Origin of the sequence: Streptomyces sp. NPDC013457 (genome assembly GCF_043089925.1) — a bacterium.
In the GTDB taxonomy this organism is placed as follows: Bacteria; Actinomycetota; Actinomycetes; order Streptomycetales; family Streptomycetaceae; genus Streptomyces.
In genome coordinates, this window is the sequence record NZ_JBICBL010000005.1 from 34,428 (window position 1) to 58,495 (window position 24,068).

The window sequence follows — 24,068 nt, forward strand, 5'->3', positions numbered from 1 at the left end:
TGGAGCCGCCGGCCAGGACCACGGCTGGAACGGGTCGCCTAGGACCGCGGCTGGAGCTGCGTCTGCAGGTGCTGCCAGAAGCCGTCGCGCAGCGCCCTGCGCAGCGCCGCGTGGCCACGGAGGGAGCGGCTGAGGAGCTTCTCCGCCTCGATGAGCAGGTCCTGGTCGACCGGTCCCGGCAGGTACGGGTGTCCCGGCAGCAGCTCGGCCATCGCGTCGCCGCCCCGTTCGGCGAGCCAGACCGCGGCGATCTGGGCGCCGACGAAACGGACCTCCTCGCGGGAGGGCGGGGGCTCGCCCTCGTTCTCGTACGTGGTGACGGGGCGTCGCGTGACGTACGGGCGGCAGAAGTCGAGGTCGAAGGTACGGCGGCTGTCGACCTCCCAGAGCAGCGGCTCGGCCTGGTTGCGCCCTTCGGCGGCCTCGATGCCCCAGAGGTGGACGCGGGCCCCGTAGCCCTGCGCGGCCTCGACGGCGGGCACGAGGTCCTCGTCGCCGCCGACGAGGGCGGCGTCGCTGATGGCACGGTGCCGGGCGAGGGACTCCAGGTCGGAACGGATGAGGGAGTCGACACCCTTCTGCTGGTTGTTGGCGTTGAGGTTGCCGAGCCGGACCTTGACGTCGGGAAGCTCGGCGATGGTCTGCTGCTCGGGCGTGTGGATGCGGCGCCGGGCGCCGTCGTACCAGTAGACCCGCAGCAGCCGGCTGTCCGCGAAGATCGTGCGGGCCTTGTCGATGAAGGCCTCGATGAGCCCCTCGGCGTCGAGGTCGAAGGAGCGCCGGTCCTCGGTGCCCGCCACAAGCAACCCGGCCGAAGCGTAGACGTAACCGGCGTCGACGAAGATGGCATGGGTCGAGGGGGTCTTCGCCACCTCGGCCAGCATCCGCCGGAGGAGCTCATTGGTGAGCTCCAGGCGGTCGCGCAGGTCGTGGACGGGGTCACCGGACGGCGTGGGGGAAAGCTCGGCGTCGTTCATACGGGCCTCATTCTGCGCCGGTCGCGGGGTTCCCGCCAACGTCCCCTACCGCTTAGTAGTTAGCCATCCAAAAAATTTCCTTAGCGTAGGGAATGTTTGCAGGATGCATCCCGTTGGATGTCTATGTAGCACGCAACACAGTTCTCCAACAGGAGGATCAACTCCAGACGAAGGGAGAAGCCCATGCGCTTCGAAATCCTGCGACTCGACGACATCGACGGCACGCCCGTCGACCGGACCGTCGTGGACGCCGCCTCCGTCAACCGGATCGTGCAGCAGGCCGCCTCGATCGGCCAGCGCATCTGGATCCGCCCGGCCGACACCTCGGCCTCATAACAGGCACCGCTGAGACGCACCGCGCCCCCGCATGGACTCCGTGGAAACGGAATCCGTACGGGGGCGCAGTGGCGTGCGGGGCCTCGCGGGTCACGCCCCCTGGATGACCTGGGTGACGCCGTTGATGATCTGCTGCACGGCGATGGCGGAGAGCATCATGCCGGCGAGCCGGGTCACGAGCACGACGCCGCCGTCCTTGATGACGCGGATGATCAGCAGCGAGTAGCGCATGGTCAGCCAGAGGACGACGTGCATGGCGACGATCGCGGCCCAGACGGAGACCTGCGCGCCGACGCCGTCGGCGTGCTGCACGGCGAGGATCACGGACACGATCGCACCGGGCCCTGCGAGCAGCGGCATGCCGAGGGGCACGAGGGCGACGTTGACGTCCTTGGTCTGCTTGGGCTCGTCGGTCTTGCCGGTGAGGAGGTCGAGCGCGATGAGCAGGAGGAGCAGACCGCCGGCGATCATCAGAGCCGGTACGGAGACGTGGAGGTAGGCGAGGATCTGCTGCCCGAGGATCCCGAAGACGGTGATGACCCCGAAGGCGACGGCGACGGCCTGCCAGGCCATGCGCCGCTGCACCTTGGCGGGGCGGCCGGAGGTGAGGCCGAGGAAGATCGGGGTGATCCCGGGCGGATCCATGATCACAAAGAGGGTCAGAAACAGCGAGCCGAATACGGCGACGTCGAACACGGTGTGCCTTGCGTGATGGGGTGTACGAGTGGGTGATGGGGTGGTGGGGGTGCGCGCACCGGGGGCCCTCGACGACTGGACCGCTCACCGGCCCGAGCCGCCCCCAACGGGAGCCGGGCCCCGCCCGGCGGCCGTGCCCGGCCGGGGACCGGCCCTTACCTGGGCCGGACGCCAGCGCGAGCCTGCCCCGGCCGAGGACGCATGCCTGCCCGGAGACCGGTGTCCGGCCCGGGCCGGACACCGGCCGGAGCCAGATCCCTGTCGAGCCGGACACCAGCGCCGAGCCGGACCCCAGCGCGGAGCCGAACCCCAGCCGGAGGCAAGCGTCTGCCGGAACCAGACCCCTGCCGGAACCGGGCCCCGGCCAAGGTCGAACCCCGCCGGAGCCAGACACCAACCGAAGCCGAACCCCTGCCGGAGCCAGACCCCCGCCGGAGCCGGACAGCAGCGCGGAGACGGACACCAGCGCGGAGGCGAACTCCGGCCGGAGGCAGGACCCGGCCGAGGACCGACCCCGGCGATGCCGGGGCCCTGTCGAGGGGCGGTCTGCTCTGGGGAGCCTGGCCCTTTCGGCGCCAGGTGGCCTGCGGGGGCTGCGCTCTGACGGGGTGCCGGGGCGCTGGAGTCGCCCGGGGCGCCGCGTCGGACACGGCGGGCGGGCGCGGGCCGGCCCCTGACGAGGCAGGTGGCGCGGTGCGCTAGCGGTGTCCTCCGCCGGCGCCGGGGACCGGGAACGCTCCCGTGGCACGGCGGGTGATCTCGCCGTAGATCTCGGGATCCGTCACGTACTCGCCGAGCCCGCACGTCTTCCGGCTGCCGTGGTAGTCGCTGGACCCGGTGGTCAGCAGTCCGAGCTCCTTCGCCAGCCCCCGCAGCCGCGCCCGCGTCGGCTCGTCGTGGTCCATGTGGTCGACCTCGATGCCGTCGAGGCCCGCCTCGGCGAGCCGCGCGATCGCGGACTCCGGGACGACCTCGCCGCGCTTGACCGCCGCCGGGTGCGCGAAGACCGTGACTCCGCCGGCCGCCTTGACCAGACGGACCGCGTCGAACGGGTCGAGCTCGTGCTTCCGCACGTAGGCCCGGCCGCCGTCCGCCAGCCACTCCGGCGTGAACGCCCCGGACACGTCCCGTACGACGCCGAGTTCGACCAGCGCCTCCGCCACGTGAGGACGGCCCACCGAGCCGTCTCCCGCGATCCGGGCGACCTGCTCCCACGTGACCGGTACGCCGAGCTCCTGGAGCTTGCCGACCATCGCCCGCGCACGCGGCACCCGGTCGTCCCGGACCAGCTCGCGCTCGGCGGCCAGCTCCGGCTCCTCGGGGTCGAAGAGGTAAGCGAGCATGTGCAGTCCGACCCCGTCCACGCGGCAGGACAGCTCCATGCCGGTGACGAGCGTCAGCCCCTCGGGCAGCGCCGCGATCGCGTCCGCGTACCCGCGCGTGGTGTCGTGGTCGGTGAGGGCGACGACGTCCAGCCCGGCGACCGCCGCGTTGCGGACGAGCTCCGCCGGGGTGTCCGTACCGTCCGACGCCGTGGAGTGGGTGTGCAGGTCGATGCGCACGACGCGATGCTCCAGGGCTCGAGGGGCGGACGAAGGGGACGCTCCAGCATAACCGGCGCACCGCGCACGCCCACCCGTGCGCGCACCCGGCCCCGCACCCCCGCGCGCACCCGCCCGCACCCCATGTCCGGGCGAGCACCCCGGCGCCGCGACGCCCCGCCCCCGCCTTACGTCAGCAGACGCGGCGTCAGCGCCCCGCACGGCAGCAGTTCCACCTCGGCGCCCGCGTCCCTCAGGTCCGTCAGCACCAGTTCGTCGTACATCAGCAGTCCCGACTGCTCCGGCCACACGATCGCCCACAGCCACAGGCCGCGCGCCTCCCCCGCGAAGACCGCACGGTCCTGCGGGGTCCCGGTCACGTGCCACAGCGGCGTCGGCCGACCCGCCGCGAGCACCTTGGTCTGGGCCGGCTTGTCGATGGCCATCCCCGCACCGGGGTCGGGCCCGTCGATCCCCGCGTACCGCGCTCCGAGTCCGACGCCCAGCTCCTCCGCCACGAGCAGCAGCTCGCCGATCCCGCCCAACGGCCCGGGACCCGAACAGGCGACGGCGGTCGCACGGCCCCCGCTGCGATCGTCACCGGCGTACGCGACCCCGGTGAAGAGCCAGCCGACCGGCAATGGCCACGGCATCCAGACCGGCACCTGAGCCCGGTGCACCACGACACCGAGGGCCTCGACGCTGGGCGGGATCACGGGCTGCAGCGGGTGCACCGAACCATGCACGTCGCACTGCCAAGAATCGGCAAAAAGACCGGGCGCCCTGACCCGGCCACCGCACTTCGGGCAACTGGGTTCGCCCCTCATAGAGCCCAACGGTCCTACCCCGCCGCGCCCGCGTCAAGGACGATCACCCGTCCGGACCGACCAGTTCACCCCGAGTGATACGCGCCACAGCGCACCCGTCAGCCCGGCACCTCTGGCATCCCCGGCACCTCCGTCATCCCCAGCGCCTCTGGCATCCCCGGCATCCCCAGCACCTCCGGCACCTCCGCACCTCCGGCAGCAGCAGGCAGCGACAGGCGGTGCGGGCATCCCCTGCGACGGGGGCCCCACCGGTCAGTCCAGCGTCACCGACCGCCGCAGCGGGTCACGCAGGTCCGTGCCGTTCGTCAGCCAGCGCTCCTGGAGCGCGTCCGCCCCGTGCACCCGCTTCCACGCCGCCTCGTTGGACGTCATCGGCAGCAGCGGCAGGAACCGGACCGGATCCATCGGGTCGTCGAGGTCCAGGTCCTCCACCAGACCTCCCGGCTCCGCGACGAGCACCGAGCTGAACGGCGCCCCGGGCCAGAGGGGTTCACCCACGTCGAGCGAGGCGCCGGCGGCCACGACGACACCCTCGACCTGCGGGGTCGAAGCGAGCACGGCGAGCGGCCGCAGCACCTTGTCGGTGTCGGCGAGCCCGGCCCGTACCGAGAGCACCAGCTCCGCGCGCGGGCCCTTCACCGGATCGGCGAGCGCGGCCGTCGGGTCGGTCATCGGGTACGCGGACATCCCGAGGGTCGCGTACCTCACGACGTCGCCGTCGATGAAGCGGAGCACCTCGATCCGGTCCGTGCCGAGAAACGTCACCGCGGCGCGCGCGTCCGGTTCACCGAGCGCCGAACGCAGCCGGGCCTCGACCAGAGCAAGAACTTCTCCCATGCGGTGAGCATAAAGCGCGTAGGAAACGGGCAATGAAAGGGATTGACCCTCTGTCGGCTGATAGTCTTGGCCGCTGGTCGGTACTCCCGACCAACTCGTCATCCCCCAAGGGGGACCGGCCGGAGGAGGTGGGGCTGCGTGGATCGAAGTCGATCGGGCAGTACCAACCGCTCTTCCGCCCCCGCACCACAGCCCGGTGCGTTCCTCCCGGTGATCTGAGGCCTTCCGCATCCGGTCCGCCCACCGTCACCCGGCATCTCGCACGACGGAAGAGCACTTCGCCTTTGCCTGTCTGTAGCGAACGCCGTCACCGCGATCCCGCGGTGCCGCCCGCTTTGTGGACGACGTAGCACCACGTCCCCATTCCGGGCTGTGCCACGCCTCGCCGACGGCTTCTCCGTGAAGGAGCATGCCAAATGTCGATGATCCGTGACCTGCGAGCCGCGGTCCGCCCCTCCCTGCGCACCTCCCTGCGCAAGCCCACCGCCGGCAGCGCCTCGCCGTACGCGAACTACGACGCGACCCGCGACCCGTCCGCCTCCAGCGCCGTCGTCGACTGCGCGGTCTACCGCGACGGACGGCGCGTGGACGACCGCGCCTGCCTCACCCCGCGCGGCGCGATGCGCCAGGTACGGGAGAGCGGCGGCTTCGCCTGGATCGGCCTGCACGAGCCGACCGAGGCCGAATTCGCCGGTATCGCGGCCGAGTTCGGGCTCCACCCGCTCGCCGTCGAGGACGCCGTCCACGCCCACCAGCGACCGAAGCTGGAGCGGTACGACGACACCATCTTCACCGTCTTCAAGACGATCCACTACGTCGAGCACGCCGAACTCACCGCCACCAGCGAGGTCGTCGAGACCGGCGAGGTGATGTGCTTCACCGGCCCCGACTTCGTCATCACCGTCCGGCACGGCGGGCAGGGCTCGCTGCGCAACCTCCGCCACCGCCTCCAGGGCGAGCCGGAGCTGCTGAGCAAGGGCCCGTCGGCTGTGCTGCACGCGATCGCCGACCATGTCGTCGACGGCTACATCGCGGTCGCCGACGCCGTCGAACTCGACATCGACCAGATCGAGATCGACGTCTTCTCGCCGCCGGCGAAGGGCTCCACGCGCGGCACGGACACCGGGCGCATCTACCAGCTCAAGCGTGAGGTACTGGAGTTCAAGCGGGCCGTCACCCCGCTGCTGCGCCCGATGGCGCTGCTGAGCGAGCGCCCGATGCGGCTGGTGGACCCCGACATCCAGAAGTACTTCCGCGACGTCGCCGACCACCTCGCGCGCGTCCAGGAACAGGTCGTCGCCTTCGACGAGCTGCTCAACTCGATCCTCCAGGCCAACCTGGCGCAGGCGACCGTCACGCAGAACGAGGACATGCGCAAGATCACCTCCTGGGCGGCCATCATCGCCGTCCCGACGGCGGTCTGCGGTGTGTACGGCATGAACTTCGAGCACATGCCCGAGCTGGAGTGGAAGTACGGCTACCCGATGGTGCTCGTCGGCATCACGGCGATCTGTTTCGCCATCCACCGCACCCTCAAGCGCAACGGCTGGCTCTAGCCGTCCGGCCGACCGGCTCTCGATAGGCTGCGGGGCATGACAGACACGCTGCTCGGCCCCGCCCTCGTCGAGGAGGCCACGAAGAAGTCCGGCCTCATCTGGGTCCGGGGGGCCCAGGGCGACGCCCCCGCCGCCCGTGCCCTCTGGCACGTCTGGCACGAGGGCGCGGCGCACGTCGTCGGCGACGGTCCGGGCGAGCAGCCGCTGCCGGGGCTCGTCGCGGGCTCCACGGCCGAGGTCACGGTCCGCAGCAAGGACAAGGGCGGCCGTGTCGTCGCCTGGACGGCCGCGGTGAGCGAACTGACTCCCGGTACGGAGGAGTGGGACGCGGCGGTCGCCGAGCTGAAGGGCAAGCGTCTGAACGCGACGGACGGCGAGGCGATGCCGCAGCGCTGGGCGCGCGAGTGCCGCGTGCTCCGGCTGGCCCCGCTGGACTCGACGACGGACCTGCCGACCGGCTCGCTCGCGGCGGTCCCGCAGCCCTCGGACGCGCTCACGCGCCGCCCGGTGCCCGCGGCGCTCCCCCGCCTGCTGTTCAAGCGCCGCAAGCGCTGACCCCGGGGCCGCGCCCGCCCGGAGGTCAGGTACGCGGCAGCTGCTTGCCGTAGTCCAGCGTCTGGCCGGGCGCCGGGGCCTCCAGCGGGAAGTCCTTGTCCCACTCGGAGAGGACGACCACGCCCGCTCCGCCGCCGCGGGCGAACTGGAGCGGGAACGGGGTGCCCTCCAGGGCGACGTCCAGCGTGCCGCCCTCGCCGTCCTCGCCGCCCTTGACCTTGACCGTACGGATGCCGCCGATCCTGTCGCGGTCGCCCTTCACGACCTCCCCGTGCAGGCCGAGGAGGCCGTCCAGGAGGAGGTCCATGTCGGTGAAGCCGCGGAGCTGCTTGTACGAGGGGTCGTCCTGCGGCACCTTGACGTACTTGTCCTGGAGCTTGTCCGCGGCCTCGCTGTCGGCCTCCGAGGGGGTCTCGGCCCCCTGGCCGCCGCCGTCGCCCGCGCCGTCACCTTCGCCGCCGCCCTCGCCGTGCGTCCAGAACGCCGCGTCGGCCTTCATGTAGAGCGCGTCGCCGACCCGCAGCAGTTCGAACGTGCTGTTCTTCGTCACGACCGAGCCGGTCGCGCCGTCGTCCTTGAGGCGCATGTTCAGCTTGAACGTGCCGCCCTTGCTGACCAGCGTCCCGGCGAGCCGGACGGCCTTCGCCGCGTCCGCCGCGGACTGCGCCTTCTCCTCGATCGCGTCCGGAGCCAGCTTCCCGATCCCGTTCGTCCCCTCGTCGGGATCCTCCGCGCAGCCGGTGAGTCCGGCCGCGAGACCGGCGCAGAGCGCCAGCGGCAGGACGGCCCTACGGATGCGCGCCCCGGGGACGCGCGCGGCGGTGGGGAGAAGGGGCACCTGCGCTGCCTCTCGTCGTCGTGGGTGGGAGAAACGGCAGACCGCAGCGTACCCGGGCGGCGCGCCGTCGCCGCAGGCAGCCGTACGGGCGCTCTGCCGGGGCGCCACGGATGGGCACGGGCTAGCCTGAACCCGGCATACCTCAGCAATGACCCGAATCGAGCGGTACCGAGGAGGCGCGTGGCATGGCGGCAGGCGCCCCCCGGATCTTCGTCTCCCACCTCGCCGGCGTGCCGGTCTTCGACCCCAACGGTGACCAGGTGGGACGGCTCCGCGACCTCGTCGCGATGCTCCGGGTGGGCCGCCGTCCGCCCCGGCTGCTCGGCATGGTCGTCGAGGTGCTCAGCCGGCGCCGGGTCTTCGTCCCGATGACCCGGATCACGGGCGTCGAGTCCGGTCAGGTCATCACCACGGGCGTGGTCAACATGCGCCGCTTCGAGCAGCGGCCCACCGAGCGGCTCGTCCTCGGCGAACTCCTCGACCGCCGGGTGCGGCTCGTCGGCACGGACGAGGACGTCACGGTGCTCGACGTGGCCATCCAGCAGCTCCCCGCCCGCCGCGAGTGGGAGATCGACAAGGTCTTCGTGCGACGTGGCAAGCCCGGCGCGCTGCGCCGCAAGGGCGAGACGCTGACCGTGGAGTGGTCCGCCGTGACCGGCTTCTCCCTGGAGGAGGAGGGTCAGGGCGCGGAGAACCTGGTCGCCACCTTCGAGCGGCTGCGCCCCGCCGACCTGGCCAACGTGCTGCACCACCTCTCCCCCAAGCGGCGCGCGGAGGTCGCCGCCGCCCTGGACGACGACCGGCTCGCCGACGTCCTGGAGGAGCTGCCGGACGACGACCAGATCGAGATCCTCGGCAAGCTCAAGGAGGAGCGCGCCGCGGACGTCCTGGAGGCGATGGACCCGGACGACGCGGCCGACCTGCTCTCCGAGCTGCCGGAGGAGGACAAGGAGCGGCTGCTCACGCTGATGCGGCCCGACGACGCGGCGGACGTCCGCCGGCTGCTGGCGTACGAGGACCGGACGGCCGGCGGTCTGATGACCACGGAGCCGATCGTGCTGCGGCCGGACGCCACGGTGGCGGACGCGCTGGCCCGCGTACGGCAGCAGGACCTGTCCCCGGCGCTGGCGGCGCAGGTGTACGTCTGCCGCCCGCCGGACGAGACGCCGACGGGCAAGTACCTGGGCACGGTCCACTTCCAGCGGCTGCTGCGTGATCCACCGTTCACCCTGGTCAGCTCGCTGGCGGACAGCGATCTGCCGCCGCTGGCCCCGGACACCCCGCTGCCCGGTGTCGCCAGCTATCTCGCCGCGTACAACATGGTCGCGGCGCCGGTGGTGGACGAGAGCGGCTCGCTGCTCGGCGCGGTCACCGTCGACGACGTGCTCGACCACCTGCTGCCGGAGGACTGGCGGGAGACCGAGTTCCACGGCGAGGAGGCCGGACATGGGGGCTGAGCGCGCGCCGGAGAGGGAGCGGGAACGGGAGCGCTCCCTGCCGCGGATCCGGCTCGATCTCCCGCGCGAGCGGCGGCCCAGGTTCCTTCCGGAGTACGACCCGGAGGCCTTCGGCCGGTTCTCGGAGCGGATCGCGCGCTTCCTGGGCACGGGCAGGTTCATCGTCTGGATGACGATCACCATCATCGTCTGGGTGCTGTGGAACATCTTCGCGCCGTCGTCGCTGAAGTTCGACGAGTACCCGTTCATCTTCCTGACGCTCGCCCTGTCGCTCCAGGCCTCGTACGCGGCGCCGCTGATCCTCCTCGCCCAGAACCGCCAGGACGACCGGGACCGGGTCAATCTCGAACAGGACCGCAAGCAGAACGAGCGGTCCATCGCCGACACCGAGTACCTGACCCGGGAGATCGCGGCGCTGCGGATGGGCCTGGGGGAGGTCGCGACCCGCGACTGGATCCGCTCGGAGCTCCAGGACCTGATCAAGGAGATGGAGGAGCGGAGCGACGGCCACCGGGGTCCTCGCGATCTATTCCCCTCCGCCGGCGATCGCGGAAGTGACGTACCCGACCGCTGACAGACTTTCCGGCGCCGGTGGTCCGCGCCGTACCATCTCCGTATGGCTACGGAAGACGCGGTGCGCGAAGCACTGGCGACGGTGAACGACCCCGAGATCAACAAACCGATCACCGAGCTCGGCATGGTCAAGTCGGTGGAGATCGGATCCGACGGCAGGGTCGCCGTCACGGTCTATCTCACCGTCTCCGGCTGCCCGATGCGCGACACGATCACGCAGCGCGTCACGGACGCGGTCGCGGAGGTGGAGGGCGTCACCGGCGTCGACGTCTCGCTGGACGTGATGAGCGACGAGCAGCGCAAGGAGCTGGCCTCGGCCCTGCGGGGCACGACGGCCGAGCGCGAGGTCCCGTTCGCCAAGCCCGGCTCGCTGACCCGGGTGTACGCGGTCGCCTCCGGCAAGGGTGGCGTGGGCAAGTCCTCCGTGACCGTGAACCTGGCCGCGGCGATGGCCGCGGACGGCCTGAAGGTCGGTGTCGTCGACGCCGACATCTACGGCCACTCGGTGCCCCGCATGCTGGGCGCGGACGGCCGGCCGACCCAGGTCGAGAACATGATCATGCCGCCGTCGGCGAACGGCGTGAAGGTCATCTCCATCGGCATGTTCACCCCGGGCAACGCCCCCGTGGTGTGGCGCGGCCCGATGCTCCACCGCGCGCTGCAGCAGTTCCTCGCGGACGTGTACTGGGGCGACCTGGACGTCCTGCTCCTCGACCTGCCCCCGGGCACGGGCGACATCGCGATCTCCGTGGCGCAGCTCGTGCCGAACGCCGAGATCCTCGTCGTCACGACCCCGCAGCAGGCGGCGGCCGAGGTCGCCGAGCGGGCCGGCTCGATCGCCGTCCAGACGCACCAGAAGATCGTCGGCGTCGTCGAGAACATGTCGGGCCTGCCGTGCCCGCACTGCGACGAGATGGTCGACGTCTTCGGTACGGGCGGCGGCCAGAAGGTCGCGGACGGCCTGACGAGGACCACGGGCGCGACGGTGCCGGTCCTGGGCTCCATCCCGATCGACGTCCGTCTGCGCGAGGGCGGCGACGAGGGCAGGCCGGTTGTCCTGAGCGACCCGGACTCCCCCGCGGGCGCGGCGCTCCGCGCCATCGCCGGCAAGCTCGGCGGCCGCGCCAGGGGCCTCTCCGGCATGAGCCTGGGCATCACCCCGCGCAACAAGTTCTGAAAGCCGAAGGGGCGCCGCTCACATCGAGCGGCGCCCCTTCGTCATGCCTCGCGCCTACGCGTACGCGTCCAGGTCCTTGACCCCCGCGAACCCCAGTCCGTACGCGCTCATGCCACGCCCGTACGCCCCGATGTGCACCTCACCCGCGGAGCCGGCCAGCACCCAGCCGAACTCGGACTCGCGGTAGTGGAACGGCACCGGCACCCCGTCCACTGGCAGCGAGAGCGTCGACCACTCCGCCCCCTCCAGGTCGTCCGCGAGCTCGAACGCCGTCTCCGTCTGCTGGTCCAGCCAGTCGTCGCGCAGCGTGTGGTCCAGCTGCGCGGGCCAGGTGTACGCCAGGAGCCCCGAGCCGGCCAGCCAGGCCGCGGAGGCGACCGTGGTCGCGTCCAGCACCCCCGTACCGTCCGCCGACCTGCGCACCGGGCTCGCCGCGACCGTCACGACGACGGCGAAGCGCTCCTTCTCGGCCCCGCTCGCGTCGGACTTTATGGACGGCTCGCCCCCGTGGCCCATCGAACCGTGCTGGACGGTCCCGTCCGCCGCCGTGCCGACCTGCATCAGCCAGCGCGGTCCGGTGAACGCGTCGTCGAGTCCGTACCAGGTGAAGGGTGCGCGCAGATAGCCTTCGGCCGTACGCCGGGCTGCGGGCACTCCCTCCACCCGACTCGTCGTCTCCATCTCGGCCGCCTCCTCGATCCGTCGTGCCCGCGTCGGCGGACAACAGAGGGAGGATATCCACCGGTTGGCGTCAGGTCGTGTCAGCCCAGGCCGTCAGGTCGCGTCGGAGTCGTACGGCGGCCGCTCGTCGGTGCCCGGCTTGTCCTGCTTCTTCAGCAGGTCCGGCGACGATCCGTTGACCGCCGCGGGGACCGGAGCGGGGGCGGCGGACGGCTCCGGCTCGCGCCCGTTCACCGCGTCCGCGACCTCGTTCATCTCCTTCTTGAGGTCGAAGCTGCTGCGCAGATCCTTCAGCTCCTTGAGGTCCTCGTTGCCGTCCAGCTGCTTGCGCAGGAACGTCTTGGGATTGAGGTCCTCGAACTCGAAGTCCTTGAACTCCGGCCCCAGCTCGGAGCGGATGTCCTGCTTCGCGCTCTCGGAGAACTCACGGATCTTCCGGATGAAGCGCGAGACGTCCTGGATGACCTTCGGCAGCTTGTCCGGGCCGAAAACGAGTACGGCGAGGACCACGAGCGTCACGAGCTCGAGTATGCCGATGTCGTTGAACACCTTTGCTGCTCCTTACACGGGGTCCGGGGCCCGCTCCACGGTACCCGCCGAAACCGCCGGGCGGGTACCTTGCGGTGTCCCCCACATGGCGTTCAGTCGCCCTGCGAGGAACCGAGCGTCAACGTCCTGGTCTGTTCCTTGCCACCGCGCATGAGCGTGAGCTCCAGCCGGTCGCCGGGGCGGTGGGCGCGGATCTTGACGATCAGCTCCTCGCCGCTGTGGACCCGCTGGCCGTCGACCTTGGTGATGACGTCACCGGCGCGGACGCCGGCCTTGGCGGCCGGGCCGCCCGGGGTGACCGAGGCGGAGCCGTCCTTGCCCTTCTCCCCGACGCGGGCGCCGTCGCCGTTGAACTGCATGTCGAGGCTCACACCGATGACGGGGTGGGTGGCCTTGCCGGTGTTGATGAGCTCCTCGGCGACCCGCTTGCCCTGGTTGATCGGGATGGCGAAGCCGAGGCCGATGGAACCGGACTGGGCGCCGCTGTCGCCGCCGGAACCGTCGCCGGCCGCACGGATCGCGCTGTTGATGCCGATGACGCGGGCCTTGGAGTCGACCAGCGGGCCGCCCGAATTACCCGGGTTTATCGGTGCGTCGGTCTGGAGGGCGTCGACATAGCTGACGTCGCTGCCGTCACCCTTCTCGCCGCCCGCCGTGATGGGGCGCTCCTTGGCGCTGATGATGCCGGAGGTGACGGTGTTCTGGAGGTCGAAGGGGGCGCCGATGGCGACGACGGGGTCGCCGACGCGGACGTTGTCCGAGTTGCCGAGCGGCAGCGGCTTGAGACCCGATACGCCGGTGACCTTGACGACGGCGAGGTCGTAGCCGCTGTCCCTGCCGACCAGCTTGGCGTCGGCGGTCTCGCCGCTGCTGAAGGTGACGGTGATCTCGCCGGAGGAGGCGGCCGCGTCGACCACGTGGTTGTTGGTGAGGATGTGGCCCTGGGTGTCCAGGACGAAGCCCGTTCCGGTGCCGGAGGAGCCCGCGCCGCTGACGTGGAGGGTGACCACGCTCGGCAGGGCGCTGGCGGCGATGCCCGCGACGCTGTCGGGTGCCCGGCCGGAGTCCTCGGCGCCCGCCTGGGGCAGCTCGACGGTCGTGATGCCGCCGTTCCGCTCGACGTACGCGCCGATCGCGCCGCCGACGACGCCGGTGAGGAGCGCGAAGACCAGCACGCCCGCGAGCACGAGCCCACGGCGGGAGCGACGGCTCTCGGCGGGCGGCACCGAGCTGACGGTCAGCGGGGCGACCTGGGCACCGGGTGCTCCCCAGGGGTCGTACTGCACCCACTGCGCGGGCGGGGCGGGGACCGGCTGCGGGGCGGGGACCGGCTGCGGGGCTTGGGGCTGCGGGGCGGTCTGCTGCTGATGCGGTACGGGAACCTCGTGGGCCGGAGTCGCCACGGGCCGCTGCACCGGCGGGGCGGGGGCCCAGGGCCCCGGCCCGCCGTACGGCGGGGTCCGGTACTCGTCGGGCTCGTGCAGGGGCTGCGGGGCCGGGCCCTCGCCCCGGCCGTGTACGTCAGCCGGCGCCTGCTGCGGCACCGCGACGGCGCCGGGCGCGGGCTCCGGCACGACGGCACCTGGAGCCGGCACCTCCGGAACGGCTGTCCCCTGGGCCCGGGCCTCCGAGGCGGCGGTCTCCGCGGCCGGGAACTCCGGCGTCCCGGTCACAGGCGTCCCGGTCACGGGCGTCGCGGTCTCAGGCGTCCGGGTCTCCGCGGTCGCGAGCGCCGGGGCCGGAGCCTCGGCCCGGTCCTGCGGCTCGGCTTGGGCCTGCTGCGGTACGGGGACGGCGGCGGGCGCGGGGTCCGGAGCCGGGGCCACCGGCGTCGCGGGCGCGGCGAGGGTGAAGTCGCCCTCGTCCGCGACCGGCGCCGCCGGTTCCGGTATGGCCGCCGGCGGCGTACTCGTCGGCCGACTCCACCACTTCGGCTTCTCGCCGGTCGGCTTCCCGTCGTTCATGCTCTCCCCGCAACAGCTGGCCTGTCCGTGCCCGCCTCGCGGCGGGCACTCGTGCCCTGGATTCAACCAGGTCCGGGGTCAGCGGTGGGAGGTGAGCGGTGTGGTCGTCGGACTCGGGGCCCCGAGCGGGGTCGGAGCCGGGGTGACTCCCGTACCGCTCAGGGCGTCGAACCCGGAGGTGAACGCCAGCCGCAGGGCCGGTCCCGTGGGCCGGACGAACGGCGAGAGCTCCAGCACCGACGGCGCGGGCGTCCCCTGGAGACCGACGGTCTCCGTGGGCGTCACGCCGCCCGGCAGCAGGGGTCCGGCGGACACCGTTCCCGTGGTCGAGCCGAAGCCGATGCGCCTGGTCGAGGAGTCGGCGGCCGCACGCTCCGCCGTACGCCCACCCCTGCCGGAGGCCGTGCCCACGGCCGTGCCCGTACCGGATCCGCTGCCCGAGCCGGTGCCGGAGAGCGAGCCCGTGAGGGAGGGGCCGCCGGAGGCCGTGGCCCTCAGCGGGGTGACGTTCGTACCCGTGCCCTCGCCGCGCGCGCCGATGTTCGGCGTCGTCTCCAGCGGAAGGGCGCCGCCGAGTGCTATCGCTGCGAACGAGACGGCACTGGCGGCCGCGATGCCGAAGCGCCGGCCACGCCAGGACGAGCGGTCCTGGTCGGGCCGCCCGCCGACGGCGTGGATGCGGAAACCGGAGTGCGGGGAGACCGCCCCGGCCGTCGCGAAGCCGTCCGACCTCACTCCGCCGAGGTCGCCGAGACCGCCGGCGCCCGGACCGGGGCCGACGGAGCCGCCCAGGGCGAAGATCTCGTCGAAGGGTCCCCCCCGACGCTCATCACCCCCCGGAGGGCCCCCGGGCAACCCCTGGAGGCGTGCGAGGAGCCCCTCCGAGGGCGGAGGGGGTGCGGTGGAGGCGAAGACGCTCTTCAGCCGACGCTGGGCGTCGGCCTCCGCCTTGCATTTGGCACAGGTCGCGAGGTGCGCGAGAACCCGCTCACGGGCGTCGTGGCCGAGCTCCCCGTCGACCAGCGCGGCGAGCCGGTCCCCGAGGTGCTGCTCCGCGGGGGTCGGGCCGGCAGGACTGCTGTTCACGCCGTTCCGCCCTCCCAACCGACGGTGGCCAGGGCACGCTCCGCCCGGGCCTCGGGGGAACGGTGCTTGAGCGCCTTGCGCAGGTGCGAGCGGCCCCGGTGGATACGGCTGCGGACCGTGCCGAGCTTCACGCCGAGCGTGGCCGCGATCTCCTCGTACGAGAGTCCTTCGATGTCACAGAGGACGACCGCGGCACGGAACTCGGGCGCGAGGGTGTCGAGGGCCTGCTGGACGTCGGCGTCGAAGTGCGTGTCGTTGAACGCCTGCTGCGGGGAGGGCTCACGGCTGGGCAGCCGCTCGGCCGCGTCGTCGCCGAGGGCGTCGAAACGGATCCGCTGCTTGCGGCGGACCATGTCGAGGAAGAGGTTCGTGGTGATGCGGTGCAGCCAGCCCTCGAAGGTGCCCGGCGTGTACGTCGACAGCGAGCGGAAGACGCGGACGAAGACCTCCTGCGTGAGGTCCTCGGCGTCGTGCTGGTTGCCGGTCAGCCGGTAGGCGAGGCGGTACACGCGGCCGCTGTGCGTGCTGACGATCTCCTCCCAGGTGGGCGGAGTCCACGCCTGCGATTCCGCATCCGATGCGAAGGTCGCGGTGGCGGGAGCGGAGTCTGCGGTGTGGATTCGGTCAGCGGTGTCGGTCACGGATTTCGGCTCACCCGCCGACCTGAGAAGACGCCGAAGCACTCCTCCCCGATCCACAGGCGCAGCCGCACCTCCCCTATCGGCTCTGGTGGTGTCCAGTGGAGCCCCTACCATAGCCACCTCGCCCGTTAGCTCCGGATAAGAATCTTTACGCGAATTTGGGGACCGGTCACCCGCCGCCCTCATCGACGTCCTGCCCTGGTGAACGCGCGGTCCCATCTGCGGGTTCCCGTGCGCAGCGGATACAGTCACCGTTGCGCCAACTACGGGGACAGGAGAGGGCCATTACCGCCAACCGGCAGACGAGCTGGGCGTTCGCCGACGCCTTTGTCGCCGAGGACGAAGCGCTGCGCTGGGCCCGCGACCGGGCCCGGGAGACAGGGCTGCCCTCGGTGTCGCCGGGCACCGGCGCCGCTCTGCGCCTGCTGGCGGCGACGGCGGACGCGAAAGCGGTGGCCGAAATCGGTACCGGGACGGGCGTGTCCGGGATCTATCTGCTGCACGGCATGCGGCCGGACGGCGTGCTGACGACCGTGGACCTGGAGCCCGAGCGCCAGCAGTTCGCGAAGACGGCCTTCCGGGCGGCGGGATTCGCCGGGAACCGGGCGCGCTTCATCCCCGGCCGCGCCCTGGACGTGCTGCCGCGGCTCGCGGACGGCGGATACGACCTGGTCTTCTGCGACGGCGACCGGCTGGAGCTCCTGGACTACCTCGCTGAATCGTTGCGCCTGCTGCGACCGGGCGGTCTTGTCTGCTTCGAGGGCGTCTTCGCGGACGGCCGCACGGTCGACTCGGCGGCGCAGCCGGCCGAGGTGCTGCGGATACGGGAGCTGCTGCGGGCGGTCCGGGAGAGCCAGGAACTGCTTCCGGCGCTGCTCCCCGTGGGAGACGGTCTGCTGTGCGCGGTGCGGCGCGGCTGACGGCACCCCCGCCGCCCCTCGAACCACCCGGCCCCGTGAACCACCCGGCCCCTCGAACCACCCGGTCCCGTGAACGGCGCCGCGTCCCACGAACCACCCCCGACACACCCCTGCCCCGGCGCGGTGGGTACCGTGCCGGGGCAGGGGCGGACAATCCTGGCTTGTCGCGTCAGCCGACTACCTGCTTCAGGGCGTCGCCGAGGGCTTCGGCCTCGTCCGGGGTCAGCTCGACGACAAGCCGACCGCCGCCTTCGAGCGGAACGCGCATGACGATGCCCCGCCCCTCCTTGGTCACCTCGAGCGGGCCGTCGCCCGTCCGCGGCTTCATGGCCGCCATGCTTGTTCCCCTTCCTGAAACCAGCTCTTCGTCAGCCGACGGCCCCTGATCGGGAGCACACGTCACCGGCATCGAACACATTGCTTCCAGGTCATTATCCCGCATCACAGGACCCGATGACCAACATCAGGTTGCATCGCTTGCGCAACGCGCTTCCGCAAAACCGCCCATTTCGGCGATCGGCCTGCGATACTTCGCCGCTCGTTCGCCACCGGGCTTTGACGCAGGTCACATGTGCGGGTCGGGTGATCTCCGTCATGCTGAGCGCATCAGGGACGCAACGACGCGAAGGGAAGCCCCGATGGCCGACACCGTGCTGTACGAAGTGACCGACGGACTCGCCACGATCACGATCAACCGGCCCGAGGCCATGAACGCGATGAACGTGGAGGCCAAGGTCGCCCTGCGGGACGCGGCGGAAGCCGCCGCCGCGGACACCGCCGTACGGGCGGTACTGCTCACCGCGGCGGGCGACCGGGCCTTCTGCGTGGGCCAGGACCTGAAGGAGCACGTGGGTCTGCTGATGTCGGACAAGGAGACCGGCTCGCAGGCGACGATGAACACCGTCCGGGACCACTACAACCCGATCGTCAAGGCGCTGACCGGCATGAAGAAGCCGGTCGTGGCGGGCGTGAACGGGGTCGCGGCGGGCGCCGGCTTCGGCTTCGCGCTGGCGGCGGACTACCGGGTGGTCGCGGAGACGGCCGCGTTCAACACCTCCTTCGCGGGGGTCGCGCTCACCGCCGATTCCGGGATGTCCTGGACGCTGCCCCGGCTGATCGGCGCGAGCCGCGCCTCCGACCTGCTCCTCTTCCCGCGTTCGATCAGCGCCCAGGAGGCGTACGAGCTGGGCATCGTGAACAAGCTGGTCCCGGCGGCCGACCTGGCCGAGGAGGCCCGGAAGATCGCCCGCACCCTGGCCGAGGGCCCGACGGTGGCCTACGCGGCGCTGAAGGCCTCTCTCGCGTACGGCGCGGACCACTCGCTGTCCGAGGCCCTGGAGAAGGAGGACGAGCTCCAGACGGCGGCGGGCGCCTCCGAGGACCACACGATCGCGGTCCAGGCCTTCCTGGCCAAGGAGAAGCCGAGGTACGTCGGCCGCTAGGGCCTCCGGAGCCCCGCTGGAACCCCGTCGATCGAGTGGTGTGCGCGTCTATATGATCCGCACACCACTCGATCTGTTCGAGTGCGTTCTCATCGACTTCACACGCACATCACCTGGGGGGTTCCGTGCGTTCTCCTTCCGCGTCGCGATCCGTTCGCGGCGCACTCACCGGCGCTCTGGCACTGGGCCTGGCGTCGACGGCTCTGACCACCCCGGCTCAGGCGGCGGACGGCTGGGACCGCTGCCCCTCCGGCAAGGTCTGCGCCTTCAGCAAGCCGCTGTACCAGGGGGACATGCTGGTCGTCAGCAAGCCGATGTACTCCCTCGGCGCCTGGGACAACCGCATCCGCTCCTTCGTGAACCTCAGCGCCGACGCGGTCTGCTTCTATCCGCAACCCGGCTTCGCTCCCGAGGGCTCCGTGCACTTCTACACCGCGGAGTCCTTCGACGAGAGCGCCTACCCCGAGCTCGACCGCGCCGCCAGCTCGATCGACGTCGGGCCCGAGGCGGACGACTTCTGCGGGTCCGAGAGCCGGATTCCGACCTGGTACGGCACCGACGCCGGTCCGAAGCTACGTCCGGCCTCGTCGTCGGCGCTCGGCGCGTTCGGCGACATCGACAACGACGGCTACGCCGACCTGCTCACCCGCGACGCGATCGGCGGACTCTGGACCTCCCACACCTGGGAGAGCACGGGCACGACGCAGCGCATCGGCGGCGGCTGGAACAGCATGACCAAGCTGGTCCGTCACGGCGACCACGACGGGGACGGCAACGAGGACGTGCTCGCCCGTGACTCCGCCGGCGTCCTGTGGTTCTACCCGGGCAACGGCAAGGGCCTGTTCAAGCCCCGCGTCAGGATCGGCGCGGGCTGGAACAGCATGCGCGACATCGCCGCCGCGGGTGACCTCACCGGAGACGGCAGGGCGGACCTGCTCGCGGCCGACGGCGCCGGTGACCTCTGGACGTACCCCGGCAACGGCCGCGGCTCCTTCGGGGCGCGCAAGAAGGTCGGCGGCGGCTGGAAGGTCATGAACGAGCTCGTCGGTGCCGGCGACATGAACTCCGACAAGCGGGCCGACCTCATGGCCCGTGACACGGCGGGCAGGCTCTGGCTCTACCCGGGGACCGGCCGGGGCACGTTCGGCGTCCGCAAGCTCGTCGGCTCCGGCGGCTGGAACTCCCTGAAGGAGCTGGCCGGTCTCGGCGACCTGACGGGCGACGGGCGGCCGGACCTGGTCGCGCACGCCCCGGGCACCGACTCCTGGGACCGGACCACTCCCATGTACCTCCGGGTCTACCCGGGCAAGGCGGACGGCGGCCTCGGAGCCCCGAAGCCGTTCGCTCTGCTCCGCTCCTCCCACTTCGTCTTCTGATGCCGACCCTCACTCCTCCATCGAAGGGAGTCCGATCCATGGTCGGAACCTCTCGGGCCCGGCGCGCCCTCGGCGCGGCCGTGGCCACCCTGGCCTCGCTGGCCACCCTCCTCACCGCGGCGCCGAGCGCCGCGGCGGACTCGTCCCGGTGCCCGGCGGGCAAGCTCTGTGTGTTCCAGTACCCGGAGTTCGGTGGAGAGATGAAGATCATCTCGTCCAGCCAGCCGACCCTGGGCGTGTGGAACGACTCCATCTCCTCCCTGGTCAACAACTCCGGGCTGTACGCGAGCGCCTCCACGGGCCCGAACTACACCGGCGAAGACTCGCTGCACGTCAGCCCGCACAACGGCCCGATCGACCTGGGCGGCGGCGCGTTCGACGGCAGGCTCGACAACAAGATCAGCTCGATCCGGGTCGCCGCGACCGACTGGGAGCTCTCCTACGGCTACCCGTGGATGGACTGGCTGGCACCCAGCGCGCGCCCCGAGCCCACGCCCGTGACCTCGTTCGGTGACCTGGACGGCAACTGGGTCCCCGACCTCCTCCACCGCGCGGAGGACGGCAGGCTGTGGTTCCTTCCCGGCTACGTCCCCAGGGGGAGCACCGCCGCGCCGAAGGGACGGCTGATCGGGGGCGGCTGGAACGCGATGACCCAGCTCGTCCGGCACGGCGACTACACCGGCGACGGGTACGAGGACGTCTACGCCCGCGACAGGGCAGGTGTGCTCTGGCTCTACCCCGGCAACGGCCTGGGCTCGCTCCGGACCCGCGTCAAGATCGGCGGCGGCTGGAACTCCATGCGTGAGATCGAGGCGGTGGGCGACATCACCGGCGACGGCCGTCGCGACCTGGTCGCCCGGGACACCGCGGGTGTGCTCTGGACGTACCCGGGCAACGGGCGCGGCTCCTTCTCCACCCGCAGGACGGTCGGTGGCGGCTGGAACGCCATGAACCGGCTCGTGGCGCCGGGCGACATGAACGGGGACGGCAGGGCCGACCTCGTCGCCCGTGACGGCTCGCGCTCGTTGTGGCTCTACCCGGGCAACGGCCGTGGCGCCTTCGGATCCCGCACGAAGCTGCCGTACGCCTGGGGGACCAACGAGGAGCTGCTGACGGTGGGGGACGTGACCGGGGACGGCGTGTCCGACCTCATGCGCACGATCAACTACCGCGAGCTGTACGTCGACGCCGGCAACGGCCGGGGAGGCATCGGCGCGCCGTCGTACCTGACGTCCTACGACTCCGCCGAGGGCGTCCACGTCTTCTGACGCACTCCCACCGCGGACGGCGGCCACAGCTCTGCGTGGCCCGCGGCCGCCCCTAGCGGGCGCCGCGGCTCACGCAGTTCGTCAGGTGGTCGTCGACGAGGCCGCAGGCCTGCATCAGGGCGTAGGCCGTCGTCGGGCCGATGAAGCGCAGGCCGCGCTTCTTCAGGGCCTTGGACAGGGCCGTCGACTCGTCGGTCACCGCCGGGACGTCGGCGATCGTCACAGGGGCGGGGCGGGACGCGGGGTCCGGGGCGTACGACCAGATCAGGGCGTCCAGCTCGCCGGGGGCCCACTCCGTCAGCGCCTTGGCGTTGGCCATGGTCGCGTCGATCTTCGCCCGGTTGCGGATGATGCCCTCGTCGGCGAGGAGCCGCTCCCGGTCCGTCTCGTCGAAGCGCGCGACCGAGGCGATCTCGAAGCCGGCGAAGGCCCGGCGGAAGCCCTCGCGACGGCGCAGGATCGTGATCCAGGAGAGACCGGACTGGAACGCCTCCAGACAGAGCCGCTCGAAGAGCGCGTCGTCCCCGTGGACCGGGCGTCCCCACTCCTCGTCGTGGTACGTGACGTAGTCCCCGGTCGACAGGCCCCAGGGGCAGCGCAGGCGCCCGTCCGGGCCGGGGACGGCCTCGCCGGTCACCGGCCCTCGCCTTCGTCCTTACGGAGGGACGGGCCGTCGGACGCGGGGCCGGGTCTGCCGGGCCCCGCAGCCAGGGCCGCCTCCAGCTCCGCGATGCGGGCGTCCCGCTCCGCGAGCTCGGCGCCCAGGCGTCCCAGGACATCGTCCACGTCGGCCATGCGGTACCCCCGCGCCGTCACCGGCAGCCGGAGCGCCTCGACGTCGTCGCGGTCGACCGGGCGGGCCGCCGGCAGCGGGTCGACCAACTGCTCGGGCGCCACCTCGGGCAGCACCTCGCTGTCGCCCCCGCCGACCACCGCGAGGGTGACCGCAGCCACGACCACGACCATCGCGATCAGCAAAAACCAGAACACCAGCGCGCCTCTCCCCGAAGTGGATTTCGTCCCGTGGTCGATCGTGCCATGCGCCACCGACAGTTAGGGTCGCAGGCGAACGGACGCGAGGGAGGACAAAAGGGATGCTGCGCTTGGGACGGCGTGAATTCGGGCCGAACGAGCCGGTGATCATGGCGATCGTGAACCGGACCCCGGATTCCTTCTACGACCAGGGCGCCACCTTCCGCGACGAGCCCGCTCTCGCCCGCGTCGAGCAGGCGGTGGCCGAGGGCGCCGCCATCATCGACATCGGCGGGGTGAAGGCGGGTCCGGGCGAGGAGGTCTCGGCCGAGGAGGAGGCGCGTCGCACGGTCGGTTTCGTCGCGGAGGTACGGCGCCGGCACCCGGACGTCGTCATCAGTGTCGACACCTGGCGCGCGGATGTCGGCGAGGCGGTCTGCGAGGCCGGCGCGGACGTCCTCAACGACGCGTGGGGCGGGGTGGATCCGCGGCTCGCGGAGGTCGCGGCGCGGTACGGCGCCGGGCTCGTCTGCACCCACGCGGGCGGCGCGGAGCCACGGACCCGGCCGCACCGGATCGCGTACGAGGACGTGATGGCCGACATCCTGCGGGTGACCGTCGGACTGGCCGAGCGGGCGGCCGGACTCGGGGTGCGGCGGGACGGGATCATGATCGACCCCGGCCACGACTTCGGGAAGAACACCCGGCACAGCCTGGAGGCGACCCGGCGGCTCGGCGAGATGACGGCGACGGGCTGGCCGGTGCTCGTCTCGTTGTCCAACAAGGACTTCGTGGGCGAGACGCTGGACCGGCCGGTGAAGGAGCGGGTGCTGGGGACGCTCGCGACGACCGCCGTCTCGGCCTGGCTCGGCGCGCAGGTGTACCGCGTCCACGAGGTGGCCGAGACGCGGCAGGTGCTGGACATGGTCGCGTCCATCGCCGGGCACCGGGCACCGGCCGTGGCCCGGCGCGGACTCGCCTGAGCCGGCCTCCCGGGGGACCGGCGCCCGAGTCAGGGCGCGGGCGCCGGCTCCCGGGGGACGACCGCTACCTGCTCGTCTCCTTCGACACCAGGGCCACGGCCTCGTCCACGTCGTCGGTCACGTGGAAGAGCAGGAGGTCCCGCTCGGAGGCCTTGCCGCCGGCGACCACCGAGTCGCGGAGCCAGTCGACGAGGCCCTTCCAGTACTCCGTACCGAAGAGCACGATCGGGAAGCGGGTCACCTTGCGGGTCTGGACCAGGGTGAGCGCCTCGAAGAGCTCGTCCAGAGTGCCGAGGCCGCCCGGAAGGACGACGAACCCTTGCGCGTACTTCACGAACATCGTCTTCCTGACGAAGAAGTAGCGGAAGTTCACGCCGATGTCGACGTGCGGGTTGAGCCCCTGTTCGAAGGGGAGCTCGATGCCCAGGCCGACCGAGATGCCCTGGGCCTCCCGCGCACCCTTGTTCGCGGCCTCCATGGCGCCCGGGCCGCCGCCCGTGATCACCGCGAAGCCGGCCTCGACCAGCGCGCGGCCGAGCCGTACGCCCGCGTCGTACTCCGGCGTGTCCGGCAGTGTGCGGGCCGAGCCGAAGACGCTGATCGCGCTCGGCAGTTCGGCGAGCGCGCCGAAGCCCTCCACGAACTCGGACTGGATGCGCATGACCCGCCAGGGGTCGGTGTGCACCCACTCCGAGTCACCCTCGGTGTCCAGCAGACGCTGATCGGTGGTGCCGGGCTGGACCTGATCCCGGCGCCTCAGCACCGGTCCCAGCCTCTGCTCCTCCGGCTTCGACCCTCCCTCGGGGACACCCATGG

At 71.9% G+C, this 24,068-nt stretch carries 26 protein-coding genes; 11 read left to right on the plus strand and 15 right to left on the minus strand.

What is annotated here, in order from left to right; genetic code table 11:
- Positions 1-38 precede the first annotated feature (38 nt).
- A complete protein-coding gene (locus tag ACF1G2_RS14625; RefSeq protein WP_391798604.1) occupies positions 39-977 on the minus strand; it encodes an NYN domain-containing protein in 939 nt (312 codons plus the stop codon).
- 183 nt (positions 978-1,160) lie between these two features.
- Here ACF1G2_RS14625 and ACF1G2_RS14630 point away from each other — a divergent pair, with 183 nt between their 5' ends.
- Positions 1,161-1,313, plus strand: a complete 153-nt coding sequence (locus tag ACF1G2_RS14630; RefSeq protein WP_391798605.1) for a hypothetical protein — start codon at positions 1,161-1,163, stop codon at positions 1,311-1,313.
- A gap of 90 nt (positions 1,314-1,403) precedes the next feature.
- Here the strand turns inward: ACF1G2_RS14630 and ACF1G2_RS14635 are convergent, their stop codons facing one another.
- From ACF1G2_RS14635 to ACF1G2_RS14650, 4 genes are all read right to left on the minus strand, one after another.
- On the minus strand, positions 1,404-2,009 hold the full coding sequence (locus ACF1G2_RS14635; RefSeq protein ID WP_361436347.1) for a MarC family protein: 606 nt from the start codon (positions 2,007-2,009) through the stop codon (positions 1,404-1,406).
- 698 nt (positions 2,010-2,707) lie between these two features.
- Positions 2,708-3,571 carry a PHP domain-containing protein gene (locus ACF1G2_RS14640; protein ID WP_391798606.1) on the minus strand — a complete coding sequence of 288 codons (864 nt, stop codon included), beginning with the start codon at positions 3,569-3,571 and terminating at the stop codon, positions 2,708-2,710.
- Positions 3,572-3,738: 167 nt separating this feature from the next.
- Positions 3,739-4,377, minus strand: a complete 639-nt coding sequence (locus tag ACF1G2_RS14645; protein WP_383228897.1) for a DUF6758 family protein — start codon at positions 4,375-4,377, stop codon at positions 3,739-3,741.
- A 252-nt stretch (positions 4,378-4,629) separates the two neighbouring features.
- Positions 4,630-5,214: a suppressor of fused domain protein gene (locus tag ACF1G2_RS14650; protein WP_391798607.1), complete on the minus strand. Its 585-nt coding sequence runs from the start codon at positions 5,212-5,214 to the stop codon at positions 4,630-4,632.
- A 416-nt stretch (positions 5,215-5,630) separates the two neighbouring features.
- Here ACF1G2_RS14650 and ACF1G2_RS14655 point away from each other — a divergent pair, with 416 nt between their 5' ends.
- Both ACF1G2_RS14655 and ACF1G2_RS14660 read left to right on the plus strand, forming a co-directional pair.
- Positions 5,631-6,770: a magnesium and cobalt transport protein CorA gene (locus ACF1G2_RS14655; protein ID WP_391798608.1), complete on the plus strand. Its 1,140-nt coding sequence runs from the start codon at positions 5,631-5,633 to the stop codon at positions 6,768-6,770.
- 36 nt (positions 6,771-6,806) lie between these two features.
- Positions 6,807-7,325, plus strand: a complete 519-nt coding sequence (locus ACF1G2_RS14660; RefSeq protein WP_391798609.1) for a hypothetical protein — start codon at positions 6,807-6,809, stop codon at positions 7,323-7,325.
- A gap of 25 nt (positions 7,326-7,350) precedes the next feature.
- On the opposite strand, the gene ACF1G2_RS14665 is transcribed toward ACF1G2_RS14660, so the two are convergent.
- Entirely contained in the window at positions 7,351-8,163 is an 813-nt protein-coding gene (locus ACF1G2_RS14665; RefSeq protein ID WP_391798610.1) for a hypothetical protein, read from the minus strand.
- Between the two features lie 185 nt (positions 8,164-8,348).
- Between ACF1G2_RS14665 and ACF1G2_RS14670 the strand changes: the two genes are divergently transcribed.
- Genes ACF1G2_RS14670 through ACF1G2_RS14680 form a run of 3 tightly spaced genes read left to right on the plus strand, consistent with a single transcriptional unit; the run spans position 8,349 to position 11,370 of the window.
- On the plus strand, positions 8,349-9,620 hold the full coding sequence (locus ACF1G2_RS14670) for a magnesium transporter MgtE N-terminal domain-containing protein (RefSeq protein WP_391798611.1): 1,272 nt from the start codon (positions 8,349-8,351) through the stop codon (positions 9,618-9,620).
- A complete protein-coding gene (locus tag ACF1G2_RS14675; RefSeq protein WP_391798612.1) occupies positions 9,610-10,194 on the plus strand; it encodes a DUF1003 domain-containing protein in 585 nt (194 codons plus the stop codon). The genes ACF1G2_RS14670 and ACF1G2_RS14675 overlap by 11 nt, the downstream gene beginning before the upstream one ends.
- 42 nt (positions 10,195-10,236) lie before the next feature.
- Entirely contained in the window at positions 10,237-11,370 is a 1,134-nt protein-coding gene (locus ACF1G2_RS14680; protein WP_391798613.1) for an Mrp/NBP35 family ATP-binding protein, read from the plus strand.
- Between the two features lie 54 nt (positions 11,371-11,424).
- On the opposite strand, the gene ACF1G2_RS14685 is transcribed toward ACF1G2_RS14680, so the two are convergent.
- From ACF1G2_RS14685 to sigE, 5 genes are all read right to left on the minus strand, one after another.
- Positions 11,425-12,051: a hypothetical protein gene (locus ACF1G2_RS14685; RefSeq protein WP_391798614.1), complete on the minus strand. Its 627-nt coding sequence runs from the start codon at positions 12,049-12,051 to the stop codon at positions 11,425-11,427.
- Positions 12,052-12,144: 93 nt separating this feature from the next.
- On the minus strand, positions 12,145-12,600 hold the full coding sequence (locus ACF1G2_RS14690) for a sec-independent translocase (RefSeq protein ID WP_391798615.1): 456 nt from the start codon (positions 12,598-12,600) through the stop codon (positions 12,145-12,147).
- Between the two features lie 92 nt (positions 12,601-12,692).
- Positions 12,693-14,564: a trypsin-like peptidase domain-containing protein gene (locus tag ACF1G2_RS14695; RefSeq protein ID WP_391798616.1), complete on the minus strand. Its 1,872-nt coding sequence runs from the start codon at positions 14,562-14,564 to the stop codon at positions 12,693-12,695.
- Between the two features lie 78 nt (positions 14,565-14,642).
- The gene (locus tag ACF1G2_RS14700; protein ID WP_391798617.1) at positions 14,643-15,650 is read right to left on the minus strand and encodes an anti-sigma factor family protein; all 1,008 of its coding nucleotides are present in this window, start codon (positions 15,648-15,650) and stop codon (positions 14,643-14,645) included.
- Positions 15,647-16,405, minus strand: a complete 759-nt coding sequence (gene sigE / locus ACF1G2_RS14705; protein WP_391798618.1) for an RNA polymerase sigma factor SigE — start codon at positions 16,403-16,405, stop codon at positions 15,647-15,649. Before sigE ends, ACF1G2_RS14700 begins: the two co-directional genes overlap by 4 nt.
- 140 nt (positions 16,406-16,545) lie before the next feature.
- Here sigE and ACF1G2_RS14710 point away from each other — a divergent pair, with 140 nt between their 5' ends.
- The gene (locus ACF1G2_RS14710; RefSeq protein WP_352191174.1) at positions 16,546-17,211 is read left to right on the plus strand and encodes an O-methyltransferase; all 666 of its coding nucleotides are present in this window, start codon (positions 16,546-16,548) and stop codon (positions 17,209-17,211) included.
- A gap of 169 nt (positions 17,212-17,380) precedes the next feature.
- Here the strand turns inward: ACF1G2_RS14710 and ACF1G2_RS14715 are convergent, their stop codons facing one another.
- A complete protein-coding gene (locus ACF1G2_RS14715; protein WP_006346801.1) occupies positions 17,381-17,548 on the minus strand; it encodes a DUF3117 domain-containing protein in 168 nt (55 codons plus the stop codon).
- A gap of 301 nt (positions 17,549-17,849) precedes the next feature.
- Between ACF1G2_RS14715 and ACF1G2_RS14720 the strand changes: the two genes are divergently transcribed.
- The 3 genes from ACF1G2_RS14720 to ACF1G2_RS14730 all read left to right on the plus strand — a co-directional run bounded on the left by ACF1G2_RS14720 (position 17,850) and on the right by ACF1G2_RS14730 (position 21,297).
- Complete coding sequence (locus tag ACF1G2_RS14720) at positions 17,850-18,653, plus strand: enoyl-CoA hydratase/isomerase family protein (RefSeq protein ID WP_391798619.1); 804 nt, start codon at positions 17,850-17,852, stop codon at positions 18,651-18,653.
- A 125-nt stretch (positions 18,654-18,778) separates the two neighbouring features.
- The gene (locus tag ACF1G2_RS14725) at positions 18,779-20,029 is read left to right on the plus strand and encodes an FG-GAP-like repeat-containing protein (protein ID WP_391798620.1); all 1,251 of its coding nucleotides are present in this window, start codon (positions 18,779-18,781) and stop codon (positions 20,027-20,029) included.
- 38 nt (positions 20,030-20,067) lie between these two features.
- Positions 20,068-21,297: an FG-GAP-like repeat-containing protein gene (locus ACF1G2_RS14730; RefSeq protein WP_391798621.1), complete on the plus strand. Its 1,230-nt coding sequence runs from the start codon at positions 20,068-20,070 to the stop codon at positions 21,295-21,297.
- A 52-nt stretch (positions 21,298-21,349) separates the two neighbouring features.
- Here the strand turns inward: ACF1G2_RS14730 and ACF1G2_RS14735 are convergent, their stop codons facing one another.
- Positions 21,350-21,934: a DNA-3-methyladenine glycosylase I gene (locus ACF1G2_RS14735; protein WP_391798622.1), complete on the minus strand. Its 585-nt coding sequence runs from the start codon at positions 21,932-21,934 to the stop codon at positions 21,350-21,352.
- Positions 21,931-22,287, minus strand: coding sequence for a hypothetical protein (locus ACF1G2_RS14740; RefSeq protein WP_391798623.1), 357 nt, complete (start codon positions 22,285-22,287; stop codon positions 21,931-21,933). Before ACF1G2_RS14740 ends, ACF1G2_RS14735 begins: the two co-directional genes overlap by 4 nt.
- A 104-nt stretch (positions 22,288-22,391) precedes the next feature.
- Between ACF1G2_RS14740 and folP the strand changes: the two genes are divergently transcribed.
- Complete coding sequence (gene folP, locus ACF1G2_RS14745; protein WP_391798624.1) at positions 22,392-23,252, plus strand: dihydropteroate synthase; 861 nt, start codon at positions 22,392-22,394, stop codon at positions 23,250-23,252.
- A 64-nt stretch (positions 23,253-23,316) separates the two neighbouring features.
- On the opposite strand, the gene ACF1G2_RS14750 is transcribed toward folP, so the two are convergent.
- Positions 23,317-24,066, minus strand: coding sequence for a TIGR00730 family Rossman fold protein (locus ACF1G2_RS14750; protein WP_352191178.1), 750 nt, complete (start codon positions 24,064-24,066; stop codon positions 23,317-23,319).
- Positions 24,067-24,068 lie beyond the last annotated feature (2 nt).